This window comes from Luteibacter yeojuensis, from assembly GCF_011742875.1.
Lineage (GTDB): Bacteria > Pseudomonadota > Gammaproteobacteria > Xanthomonadales > Rhodanobacteraceae > Luteibacter > Luteibacter yeojuensis.
The window spans coordinates 62,826-75,220 of record NZ_JAAQTL010000002.1 but is presented as its reverse complement, the minus strand read 5'-3'; the positions used below and the strand labels follow the sequence as shown (position 1 = coordinate 75,220).

The 12,395-nt window shown below is 67.2% G+C and carries 8 protein-coding genes; 4 read left to right on the top strand and 4 right to left on the bottom strand.

Annotated elements, in window-relative coordinates; all coding sequences use genetic code 11:
- Positions 1-2: 2 nt before the first annotated feature.
- From HBF32_RS15220 to HBF32_RS15205, 4 genes are read left to right on the top strand one after another with little or no spacing between them, the layout of a single operon-like run.
- Entirely contained in the window at positions 3-2,702 is a 2,700-nt protein-coding gene (locus tag HBF32_RS15220; RefSeq protein ID WP_240148012.1) for a glycoside hydrolase family 2 protein, read from the top strand.
- A gap of 10 nt (positions 2,703-2,712) precedes the next feature.
- Positions 2,713-3,723 (top strand): LacI family DNA-binding transcriptional regulator, encoded by a 1,011-nt coding sequence (locus HBF32_RS15215; protein WP_166700637.1) that lies wholly within the window; start codon positions 2,713-2,715, stop codon positions 3,721-3,723.
- Positions 3,724-3,736: 13 nt separating this feature from the next.
- Positions 3,737-4,561: a sulfotransferase family protein gene (locus HBF32_RS15210; RefSeq protein ID WP_166700636.1), complete on the top strand. Its 825-nt coding sequence runs from the start codon at positions 3,737-3,739 to the stop codon at positions 4,559-4,561.
- On the top strand, positions 4,558-6,267 hold the full coding sequence (locus tag HBF32_RS15205) for a bifunctional sulfate adenylyltransferase/adenylylsulfate kinase (protein WP_240148011.1): 1,710 nt from the start codon (positions 4,558-4,560) through the stop codon (positions 6,265-6,267). Before HBF32_RS15210 ends, HBF32_RS15205 begins: the two co-directional genes overlap by 4 nt.
- 118 nt (positions 6,268-6,385) lie before the next feature.
- Here the strand turns inward: HBF32_RS15205 and dnaE are convergent, their stop codons facing one another.
- The 4 genes from dnaE to HBF32_RS15185 all read right to left on the bottom strand — a co-directional run bounded on the left by dnaE (position 6,386) and on the right by HBF32_RS15185 (position 12,267).
- Positions 6,386-9,931: a DNA polymerase III subunit alpha gene (gene dnaE / locus HBF32_RS15200; RefSeq protein WP_166700635.1), complete on the bottom strand. Its 3,546-nt coding sequence runs from the start codon at positions 9,929-9,931 to the stop codon at positions 6,386-6,388.
- Between the two features lie 82 nt (positions 9,932-10,013).
- Positions 10,014-10,598, bottom strand: a complete 585-nt coding sequence (locus HBF32_RS15195; RefSeq protein ID WP_193570511.1) for an NUDIX hydrolase — start codon at positions 10,596-10,598, stop codon at positions 10,014-10,016.
- Between the two features lie 215 nt (positions 10,599-10,813).
- The gene (locus HBF32_RS15190) at positions 10,814-11,638 is read right to left on the bottom strand and encodes a 5'-3' exonuclease (protein WP_240148026.1); all 825 of its coding nucleotides are present in this window, start codon (positions 11,636-11,638) and stop codon (positions 10,814-10,816) included.
- Between the two features lie 62 nt (positions 11,639-11,700).
- Entirely contained in the window at positions 11,701-12,267 is a 567-nt protein-coding gene (locus HBF32_RS15185; protein ID WP_166700633.1) for a nitroreductase family protein, read from the bottom strand.
- Positions 12,268-12,395: the final 128 nt, after the last annotated feature.

The window sequence follows — 12,395 nt, the reverse complement described above, 5'->3', positions numbered from 1 at the left end:
CCATGCAGAGAATCGTCCTTGCCGCCGTCGTCGCGATGGGCCTGGGCTCCGGCCCGGTGGCGATGGCCCGCACCACCTATGCCGATACGCGCGTCGCCGCGGAGGCGGGCACCGTCAGTCCGATCGGCCACTGGCAGATCCAGGACATCGCGAAAGCGCAGGAGGACGGCGCGGCGATTTCCGCCAGCGGCTTCGCCACGAAGGACTGGTACCCGGTGACGGGCCGCGCGACGGTCATGGCCGGGTTGCTGGAGAACGACGTCTTCAAGTTCGACGTGTTCCACAGCGACAACCTTCGCGCCGTGCAGGTACCCGACGCGAGCGGCAACCTGTTCGTGACGCCGTGGTGGTACCGCGCGGGCTTTACCCTGGCGAAGGCCGCCGGGACGCGACACACCTTGCTGCGCACCCGCGGCATCATCGCGAGCGCGGACCTCTGGGTGAACGGGCAGAAGGTCGCCGACCATGCGGACCTCGCGGGAGCCTATCCCGTGCACGACATCGACGTGACGCATTGGGTGCGCGCCGGCGCCAATGCCGTCGCCCTGAAGGTTTACCCCGGCGACCCGCGAATGAGCCTGTCCATCGGCTGGGTGGACTGGAACCCCACGCCGCCGGACAACAACATGGGCCCCTGGCGCGGCGTGGATGTCGTCCAGACCGGCCCCGTGGCGCTGAGTGCGCCGTACGTCGCCCCGACGTTGTCGGCAGACCTCGGGCAGGCGACCCTGGCCGTGACCGTCACGGCGACGAACCTGGATACGGTGCCGCACGAAACCACCGTCTCGGGTACGGTCGCCGATGCGCCGGTGCGGCAGACGGTGCGTCTCGCCCCAGGCGAGGCGAAGGTCGTGTCCTTCGCCTCCGGATCGACACCGGCCGTGACGCTGGACCGTCCCAAGGTGTGGTGGCCCATCGGCATGGGCGAGCACCCCCTGTACCGGATGGCGGTGACCGCGACGGTCGACGGCGCACTGTCGGATCGGGCGGAGACGAGCTTCGGCGTGCGCCGTGTCGAGTCCACGCTCACCCGCCAGGGCTATCGCCAGTTCATCGTGAACGGGCAGCCCCTGCTGATACGCGGCGGCGGCTGGGCGCCCGACATGTTCCTGCGCGACGATCCCGCGCGCATGGAGGCCGAGTTCGGCTATGTGGCGAACCTCGGCATCAACGCCATCCGTAGCGAAGGCAAGCTGGAGAGCGACCGGTTCTACGACCTGGCCGACCGTCACGGCATCCTCGTCCTGCCCGGCTGGGAATGTTGCGACAAATGGGAAGCCGCCGCGAAGACGGGCGGCGAGCCCTGGACCGATGCCGACATGCGCGTGGCGCAGGCTTCCATGGCCAGCGAGGCCCGCCTGCTGCGCAACCATCCCTCGGTGATCGGCTTCTACATCGGCAGCGACCACGCACCGCCGCCGAAGCTCGCGAAGATGTACACGGACACGCTCCGCGCCGAAGGCTGGTCGTTGCCCATCATCTCCGCCGCCGTGGACGAGAAGACGGCCGAGGCCGGCCCGTCCGGCATGAAGATGGCGGGCCCGTACGACTGGATTCCGCCGTCGTACTGGTACGCGGACAAGCTCGGCGCGGCGTTCGGCTTCGATTCGGAAGTCAGCGCCGGCGCGGTTATTCCGCGGCTCGAGGACGTGCAGCGCATGCTCTCGGCGCAAGAGCAGGAGGCCCTATGGAAGTATCCCGAGGCCCGGCAGTATCACGCCTCGGCCGACTGGTCGACGTTCGCCGTGCTCACCCCGTTCGACACAGCGCTGGCGGAGCGCTACGGCGCGCCCACCGGCCTCGCCGACTACGTGGCGAAGGCCCAGCTCGACAACTACGACAACGTGCGCGCGCAATTCGAAGCCTTCAACGCACGCATGGGGGCGGCGAACCCCGCCACCGGGGTCATCTACTGGATGCTCAACAACGCCTGGCCGTCGCTGCATTGGCACCTTTACGACTACTACCTGAATCCGGCCGGTGCGTACTACGGTGCCAAGAAGGCCAACGAACCGGTGCACATCCAGTACTCGTACGACTCGCGTTCCATCGTGGTGGTGAACCACACGCTGGACGAACGCCATGGGCTGCGGGCTTCGGTAAAGGTCCGCAACCTCGACGGGAGCGTGCGCTATGAGAAGCAGGTGCCGCGTATCGAACTCCCGGGCAATCGTGCGCAGCCGGTGCTCGACCTGCCGCCGGTCGCGGGATTGTCCCCGGTCTATTTCGTCGAGCTGGAACTCGCCGCCGCCGACGGGAAGCCCGTGAGCCGGAATGTCTACTGGCTGTCCACGCGCCAGGACGAACTCGACTGGGCGACGTCGAACTGGTATCTCACGCCGGTGACGCAGTACGGCGATTTCACCGCCCTGGCGTCCTTGCCGAAGGCGACCCGCGAGGTCCATGCCTCCGTTGCTCGCGAGGGTGCCGACGAGGTCGCCACGGTGACGCTTTCCATCCCCTCGTCGTCGCCCTCGGCCGCCGTGCAGGAGCACCTGGCCATTCGCCGCGGCGCGAAGGGCGAGCTTGCGCTGCCCGTGAGGTGGTCTGACAATGACGTCACGCTCTGGCCCGGCGAGTCCGTCGTGCTCACGGCGCGCTACCCGGCGCAAGGCACGGCCGGTACGGTGGTCGAGGTATCCGGTTGGAACACGCCCGCGGAGCAGGTCGCCGCGGGAGTCGTCCGGGGAACGAAGCATTGAAGAGGCCTTCATGTCGCGCGTGACCATCAACGATGTGGCTCGTGCGTCCGATACGTCGAAGAAGACCGTCTCACGCGTGCTCAACCAGGAACCGGGCGTGCGCAGGGAAGTGCGCGACCGCGTGATGGCCGCCGTCGCCGAACTGAAGTACCGTCCGCTGACGTCGGCGCGCAGCCTGGCGTCCAATCGGTCCTTCATGATCGGGCTGCTCTACGACAACCTGTCCCCCAGCTACATCATGGAGGTGCAGGCCGGCGTACAGGAGGCCTGCGAGGCGCAGCAGTACAGCATGATGGTGCAGCCCCTGGACTCCACGGCGCGGGATTTCATGGAACGCGTCGAGGGCATCCTGTGGCGGCACCGCCCCGACGGCCTGATCCTCACGCCGCCCATCACGGACCATCCGGCGCTGCTTGCGCACCTGCGTGACACGGGACTGCCATTCGCTTCCATCGCGCCGCGCAAGCCCAAGGGCATCGCGGGCGTCATCCTTCAGGAACGCGAGGCCGCCGCGGCGATGGTGGACCACCTCGTCGCGCTGGGACACCGTCGCATCGCGCACATCATCGGCGACCCGAAGCATGGCGCGGGCGTGTGGCGCCTCGCGGGATACCGCGACGGACTGAAGCGCGCGGGCCTGGCGGAACGGGCCGACTACATGGTCCAGGGCCAGTTCTCGTTCGAATCGGGCGTGAAGGCCGCTCGTCAGCTCCTGCGCCTGAAAGAGCGTCCCACGGCCATCTTCGCGGCCGACGACGACATGGCCGTCGGTGCCATATGGGCCGCCGCCGAAGCCGGCGTGGCGGTACCGGCGGAGGTATCCATCTGCGGTTTCGACGACACCACGATCGCGACACAGGTGTGGCCCCTGCTCACGACCGTTCACCAGCCGGTGCGCGACATGGGCAAGCGAGCCACGGAGGAGCTTCTGCTCGGTCTGCTGGGCAAGGGCGAACCCCGCATGGTCCAAGTGGACTACCAGATGCGCCTGCGTGCATCCACGGCACCCGCACCCCGATAGAGGAAAGCACCGCATGTCAGCACAGCGCCGGTTCCATTTCATCTCCGGTCTGCCACGCGCGGGCACCACCTTGCTCGCCGCCATCCTGAACCAGAACCCGCGCTTCCGCGCCGGCATGACCAGTCCCGTGGCCGACATCATGGGCGTCGTCATGGCCGAGGCCAGCAGCAAGAACGACTTCGCCTTCGACGTCACGGACGAACAGCGCGTGGCCATGCTGCGGGGCCTGGTGGAGAATTTCTATGCCGTCGATACCCGCGCCGAAGCGGTGTTCGACATGAGCCGTCTGTGGTGTAGCCGCATGGGGCTGCTCAACACCCTGTTCCCCGGGGTGAAAGTCGTCGCCTGCGTGCGCCAGCTGGCCTGGGTGCTCGACAGCATGGAGCGGCTGGTCCTCAAGCAACCGGTGAGCGTCAGCAAGGTGTTCCGCTTCGACACCAATACGACGGTGTATTCGCGGATCGAAGCGCTGACCGATCCGCGCGGCATGGTCGGTTTCGCCTACCAGGCGACCAAGGAAGCGTTCTACGGCGAGCACGCGCGCGATCACCTGTTGCTGCTGACCTACGAGAGCCTGGTACGCGATCCCGAAGCGGCCATGCGCTCGGTGTACCGGTTCCTTGGCGAGCCCTGGTTCGAGCACGACTTCGACGACATCGCGTACAGCGCCGACGAATTCGATGCGCGCGTGGGCATGCCGGGATTGCACGCCGTCCGCGCCAGGGTCGAGGCCGTCGAGCGCGCGCCTGTCCTGCCACGCGAGGTTTTCGGGCGTTTTGCCAACGAAGCGTTCTGGGCGGATCCGAAGAACAACGTCAACCAGGTGACCATCGTTTGACTACGCCGGTCGAGCCGCATGGCGGCGTGCTCAAGGAACTGTACCTGCCGGAGGCGGAGGCGCTCGAGGCGAGGCGCGCATCCGGCACGCTGCCCGGCGTGCTGCTCGATCATCGGCACCTTTGCGATCTGGAACTGCTTCTCGACGGTGCGTTCTCGCCGCTCGAAGGCTTCATGGGGGAGGCCGACTACGACGCCGTGCTCGACGGCCTCCGTCTGGAAGACGGCACCCTCTGGCCCATGCCGATCGTGCTCGATGTCTCCGAAGACGCCGCGGCATCGTTATCGGTAGGGCAGGATGTCGTGCTGCGTGACGTCCAGGGTACGGCGCTCGCGGTGCTCACCCTCTCCGATATCTTCCGTCCGGACAAGGTCCGGGAAGCCTTCCAGGTCTACGGCACGCTGGACCGCCACCATCCCGGCGTCGCCGATCTGCTGCGTCGGGGCGAGGTCTACCTCGGCGGTCGCCTTCGCGGCTTGCAGCGCCCGGCCCACCACGACTTCACCGACCTGCGTGCCTCCCCGCGCGAAATGCGAGCCTGGTTCGCCGGCAGGGGGTGGGAGCGCATCGTCGCCTTCCAGACACGCAACCCGTTGCATCGTGCGCACGGGGAGCTTGTGCGGCGGGCCATGGAGGCTGTCGGCGGCAGACTCCTGCTGCACCCCGTCGTCGGGCGTACACGGGACGGCGATATCGATATGTACACCCGCGTCCGCTGCTACCGTGCGCTGCTGGCGCACTACCCGCCGGAAGCGGTAAAGCTGTCGGTGCTGCCGCTGGCCATGCGCATGGCTGGCCCACGCGAAGCGCTCTGGCACGCGATCATCCGAAAGAACTTCGGCGCGAACTTCTTCATCGTCGGGCGCGATCATTCCGGCCCCGGGAAGGATGCATCGGGGCGGCCGTTCTACCAGCCGCTGGCCGCGCAGGCCCTGGTCCAGGCGCACGCCGAGGAGCTGGGCATCGCTGTCGTCCCCTTTGCGCCCATGGTGTATTCGCCGGGACGGCAGGCTTATGTCTCCACCGATGAGCTGCACGCGGGCGAAGCCGTGAGCGACGTCTCGGGAACCGAGCTGCGCAGGCATCTCCGTGAGGGCAGCACCCTCCCGGAATGGTTCACCTATCCGGAAGTGGAAGCCATCCTCCGGCAGCGGTTCCCGCGTCCGGAGAACCGGGGGTGCGCCATCTTTTTCACCGGGCTTTCCGGCGCAGGCAAATCGACCATCGCGCAAGCGCTCATGGCGGTCATCCTCGAAAACACCGCACGGCAGGTGAGCATGCTCGACGGTGACGAGGTACGTAAAACCTTGTCGGCGGGCCTCGGGTTTTCGCGTGCCGACCGTTCCGCCAATATCCTCAGGATCGCCTACGTCGCATCGGAAGTCGTCCGCCATGGCGGCATCGCCATCTGCGCGCCGATCGCTCCCTATGCCGAAGACCGCGCGGCGGCCCGCGCGCTGGTCGAAGCGCACGGCGACTTCATCGAGGTGCATGTCAGTACCGCTCTCGATGTTTGCGAAGCGCGCGATAGCAAGGGGCTGTATGCGCAGGCACGTGCGGGCGTGCTCAAGCACTTCACCGGCATCAGCGATCCTTATGAAGTGCCCGAAGCCCCCGACCTTCGCCTGGACGGTGCGGAGCAGAGGCCGGCATCCCTCGCGGCGCGGATCGTCGACGTGCTTCGGGAGCGTCAGCTGATCGCTTAGCCTTGTAGGAATGGCTCTTGCTCTATGTAAGCCCAATCACCCTGACGATTGAAGTCAAATGGCGACGCGACCTTCTGAGCTTGCGCCACCGCCGTCCGTGCGAAGCGGGCGGCGGTCTTCAGTCGGAGGGACGCACCATGCGCAGCTCGGTACCCAGCACACCCGGCAACGTGCGCAGCGTGCGCAGCAGGTCGGGCAGGGCACGCACCCGCCAGGCGTCGCCGAGTTCGAAGCTGGCCTGGCCCGTGTCGTTGCGATAGCCCGCGAGCAGCAGCGGCGTGCGCCCTCCGCGGTAGCCCATGAGGGCCTGGCGCAGGTGCTGCGGGAAGTCCGGCCCGATGCCATTGAGCTTTACGGTGAGTAGCTTGCCGAAATGCTCCATCGCGTCGGAGAGGGCGTATGCCTTGCGTGCACGCAGCTGGTAGCCGCCGGCGAAGTCGTCGATGCGCAGGCCGCCTTCCACGACGATCAGGTTGCCGCGCGTGAGCAGCGGAGCGGCGTCGGTGAACACCTCCCGGAAAAAGCTGGTTTCGAGCAGGCCGGTGGCGTCCTCGATCTGCACGAAGGCGTCGCTGTCGCCGCGCTTGCGCATGCCGACCACCATGCCGGCGACCGTCCAGGGCGTTTCCGGTCCGCGGCGGAAGCGGCTGGCGTTATCGTCGTCGTCCCCGCGCCGCGGCTTCGGCGGCTGGTAGCGCTGCGGGATCTCGCCGATGGGGCAGCTGGACAGCTGCGCCAGTTCGGCCTTCCATGGATCGGTGGGATGGCCGGACAGGTAATGGCCCAGCGTATCGTGTTCGCCTTGCAGCAGTTGTTCGAGCGGCCATTCCGGGACCGAGCCCGAGAGTTCGATGATGCTCGGTGCCTCCGCGGCGCCGAACGCGTTGCCGAAGATGTCGACCTGGCCGGAAGCGCGGTTCTTCGCTTCCTGGTCGGCGGCGCGCATCGCCTCGGGAATGTGCATGAGCAGCGTGGCGCGGTTCGCGCCCAGCGCGTCCAGCGCGCCCGACTGCACCAGCGCTTCCATCGTGCGCTTGTTGAGTTTGTTCGAGCCGACGCGCTGGCAGAAATCGACCAGGCCGCGGAACGGACCGCGTGCCTTGCGTTCGGCCACGATCTCTTCGCAGATGCCCTGGCCCACGCCCTTGATGGCGCCGAGACCGTAACGCACGACCTTTGGCTCCACGGCCTCGAACATCCACTCGGACGCGTTTACGTCCGGGGGCAGCACCTTGATGCCGATGGCGCGGGTTTCTTCGAGGAAGGTGACCGCCTTCTCGGTGTTGTCCATGTCCGACGAGATGGTCGCGGCCATGAACTCGGCGGGATAGTGGGCCTTCAGCCAGGCGGTCTGGTAGGACACCAACGCGTAGGCGGCGGCGTGCGACTTGTTGAAGCCGTAGCCCGCGAACTTCTCCATGAGGTCGAAGATCGCATCGGCCTTGTCGCCGTCGATCCCGTCCTTGGCGGCGCCTTCGCGGAAGGTGGCGCGGTGCTTGATCATCTCCTCGGGCTTTTTCTTGCCCATCGCGCGGCGCAGCAGGTCGGCGCCGCCGAGCGTGTAGCCGCCGACGATCTGCGCCATCTGCATCACCTGCTCCTGGTAGACCATGATGCCGTAGGTCTCTTTCAGGATGGGTTCGACGCGCGGATCGGGATAGTCCACCGCCTCCTTGCCGTGCTTGCGCGCGCAGAAACTGGGGATGAGGTCCATGGGGCCGGGGCGGTACAGCGCCACGAGCGCGATGATGTCCTCGAAGCGGTCGGCCTGGGCATCCTTGAGCATGCCCTGCATGCCGCGGGATTCGAGCTGGAAGACGGCGACGGTCTGCGCCTTCTTCAGGAGGTCGTAGACCTTGGGATCGTCCAGCGGCAGCGATTCGATCACCAGCGGCTCGACGCCTTCGCGCTCGCGCCGCTTGTTGATCGCCTTGACGGCCCAGTCGATGATCGTGAGAGTGCGCAGGCCGAGGAAGTCGAACTTCACGAGGCCCACGGCCTCCACGTCGTCCTTGTCGTATTGCGTGACGACGCCTTCGCCGCTCGGTTCGCAGTACAGCGGCGCGAAGTCGGTCAGCGGCGTGGGCGCGATGACGACGCCGCCCGCGTGCTTGCCGGCGTTGCGCGTGAGGCCTTCGAGGCTCAGCGCGAGGTCGATGAGTGCGCGCGCCTCTTCCTCGGCATCGTAGATATCGCAGAAATCCTTGACGACGCGATCCGGCTCCTTCTTCGATTTTTCGGAGCGGCCGAGCGCGTCGGACAGCGTAAGGTCGAGCGGCCGGTTCGGAATGAGCTTCGCGAGGCGATCGACCTGGCCGTAACCCATGCCGAGCACGCGGCCGGAGTCGCGTAGCACGGCCTTCGCCGCCATCGAGCCGTAGGTGATGATCTGGCTGACGTGGTCGCGGCCGTACTTGCGCGCGACGTAGTCGATGACCTCGTCGCGGCGATCCATGCAGAAGTCGATGTCGAAGTCGGGCATCGACACGCGTTCGGGATTCAGGAAGCGCTCGAACAGCAGTTCGAACTGGAGCGGATCCAGATCGGTGATCTTGAGTACCCACGCAACCAGCGAGCCGGCGCCCGAGCCGCGTCCCGGACCGACCGGGATGCCATTCTGCTTACCCCAGTTGATGAAGTCGGCCACGATCAGGAAGTAGCCGGGGAAGCCCATGCGGATGATGACGTCGACCTCGCGGTCGAGCCGGGCCTGGTAGTCCTCGAGCGTCTTGCCCGGTGCGAGCGGGTTGGTGGCCAGGCGCTCCTCGAGGCCCTTCTGCGCCTGTTCGCGGATGAAGGTATCGAGCGTGTGCCCCTCGGGCACCGGGAAGTTCGGCAGGTAATACGTGCCGAAGGACAGCTCCAGGTTGCAGCGCCGCGCCAGTTCGACGGTATTCTCCAACGCCTCGGGGATGTCGGCGAACAGCGCTTCCATCTCTTCCGGGGACTTGAAGTACTGCTCCTCGCTGTAGTCGCGCGGACGCTTGGGATCGGCAAGGACGCGACCCTGGTTGATGCAGGTGCGTGCCTCGTGGGCCTCGAAGCCTTCGCGTTCGAGGAAGCGCACGTCGTTGCTGGCGATGACCGGCAGCGCGTAGTCGCCGGCCAGCGCCATCGCCGCGCGCACCCAGAGCTCCTCGTTCTCGCGGCCGGTGCGGGTGAGTTCGAGGTAGAGCCGGTCGGGGAAGAGCCGCCGCAGCGATTCGAGGCGTTGTCCGGCGGCGGGCAGGCCCGAGCCGAGCGCCGCGCGCGCAACCTCGCTTTCGCGTCCGGCGATGGCGATGAGGCCGCGCACGCTTTCCGGATGCATCCAGGTGGCCTCGACCAGCGCCCGCCCGGAGCCCTGGCCCTCGCGCCAGGCGCGCGAGACGAGACGCGAGAGGTTCAGGTACCCGTCGCGGTCCTGACAGAGCAGGGTGAGTCGCCAGGGACGGGGATCGTCGGGGCTCGACACCCAGATGTCGCAGCCCGCGATCGGCTTGATGCCGGCCGCCGTACACTGTTTGTAGAACTTCACCAGGCCGAAGAGGTTGTTCTCATCCGTCAGCGCGACGGCCGGCATACCCGCGCGCGCGCACGCGGCGACCAGCTGCTTGATGCGGATGGTCGAATCGACCAGCGAATATTCGCTGTGCAGATGGAGATGGGCGAAGCGGACGGGCATGGACGCGGCCGGATGAGGCAAAGGGAAGGCTACCCCGACGGGTGCGCGCAGGACAAGATTGACAGGCGTGTTTCCGCCCCGCTCACCGCATGTGCGCGTCGGGATGCTCGATGAACCACAGTCCCGCGAACAGCTTCGCATCGATCGAAAACCCCTCCTTGGCCCGTTCGAACAACCACCGCCCCGCTTCAGCCCGCGGTACTTCATGCACCACGATGTTCTCGGTTTCGTCGCCGCCGCCCGCGCCGACCTTCACGAGATCCCAGGCCCGCGCGAAGGCGATCATCTCCGTGCTCATCCCTGCCGAGGAGGGGCCCTCGTGCACGAATTCGATGCGACCGCAGGCGTAGCCGGTTTCCTCTTCCAGCTCCCGGCGTGCCGCGAGCAGCACGTCCTCGTCCTCGGAGCCGCTGACGTCGCCGACGAGTCCGGCGGGCATCTCGATGGTGTTGGCGAGGACGGAGACGCGGTACTGCTCGACGAAGACCACCTTGTCCTCCGGCGTGACCGCCAGGATGATCACCGCGCCGCGCGGATTGTTGCGCACCGCGTATTCCCACCGCCCGCGCTTCTTGAGCGTCAGCCATTTGCCCGTGCAGAGCGTCTCCTCGGGTGCGGAAGCGTCGTCGGGAATGGGCGAGGCGTGGGGCAGCGGGCTGTGCTTCATGAGCGGCTCCTTGGCGGGACGGCAAAGTATCCCGTCAAGGGTATCGCGTCGGTGTGACGCTGCGGTGCTTCGGGGGCTCGCCGGTACGATTACTCCCGCCGCTACGATATCGCTGTAGGAGCCGCTATAGCGGCGAGAGCACGCTTGCGACCTCATCGCCAGCTTTCCTCGCCGCTATAGCGGCTCCTACAGGGTAGGCCCGTTGCGGTCCGCCCTCAGATCAGGGCTTTGAGGCGGGTGCGGGTCAGCGGTCCGAAGCGGATTCGTTCGCAGAGGTCGTCGACGGCGCTGGCGTCGCCCGCGCGCCGGCTGAGCGCGTCGGCGGTCTCGGCCACGGCGATATCCAGCGCGATGCGGGTGAGGCGGCGGCAGAGCAGGGCCTGCTCCGCGTGCTCGCGCAGGCGTGCCGCACACGCGGCGGCACCACGGATGCGCAGGTACGGCACTTCGTCGATGCGCTCGAGGATATCGTCCAGGCTGCCGAAGTGCGCGAGCAGCGCCGCGGCCGTCTTGGCGCCGATGCCGGGTACGCCGGGGATGTTGTCCACCGCGTCGCCACACAAGGCCAGGTAGTCGGCCACCTGGTGGGGGTGTACCCCCATGCGTTCGAACACGCCGGCGGCGCCCCAGCGTACGTTCTTCGCGAAATCCCACTGCTCGTCGAATTCGCCGAGCAACTGCCCGAAATCCTTGTCCGCCGATACGATCACGCCGCGGAAGCCGTGCGAACGCAGCCCCCACAACGCGCTGCCGATAAGGTCGTCGGCTTCGTATTGATGGTCGTTGAGGACGGTGAGGCCGAGCGCGGCGGCGATCTCGCGGCACAGTGCGAACTGGCGCACCAGCTGCGGCGGCGGCAGTTCGCGGTTGGCCTTGTAGGCGGGGTAGATCGCGTTGCGGAACGACGTGGTCAGCGAGGCGTCGAACGCCACCGCGATGTGCTCCGCACGGCTGCGCTCGAGCAGCTCGCAGAGGAACCGCGTGAACCCATGAACCGCGTTGACCGGCTCGCCGTCATGGTCGTGGAACTCGTCCGGCATGGAATGCCAGGCACGGAATACGTAAAGGCTGCCATCCACCAGGTGGACGAGCGAATCGCCGCTCACGGTTCCCACACGCTTGCGACGTCGCCGTAGGACGGACGGTCGCGCTCGGGGGCTTCCATCGCGGGCGTGCCGACGTGGATGAATCCGACGATGTGCTCGCTCTTCTTCATGCCGAGCAGCTTCGCCACGTCGCGGTCGTACGCCGCCCATCCGGTGAGCCACTGCGCGCCGTAGCCAAGCGCCTGGGCACCGAGCAGGAGGTTGTAGGCAACGCAGCCGGCGGCGAGTCTCTGTTCGATCTCGGGCACCTTGCTGTCGTCGTCGATCTTCGCCGAGACGACGAGCACCAGCGGAGCGTGTTCGTAGCGGTGCCGCTCCTTCTCGCGCTTCGCCTCCGACAGGCCGGGGTTCGCTTCCTCGGCGATCTTCGCCAGCTTGCGGCCGAAGGCGAGCTTCGCGTCGCCGCGGAGGATGCGGATGCGGAAGGGAACGAGCTTGCCGTGGTCGGGCACGCGCAGCGCCGCCTCGATCAGGCGGCGCAGGGTGGCTTCGTCGGGTGCCGGCTCTCCGAGCTGGCGCGACGGCACCGAACGGCGGGCATGGAGGAAGGCGAGATCGGTCATCCGGACAGTTTACCGGACTTTGGAAGCGCTCCCTGTGGGAGCCGGCTAAGCCGGCGATCCCGCGGCAGCGGGCAAGCTTGCTGCAAGCACCCATCGCCGCTGAAAGCGGCTCCCACAGGTGCTGCCGG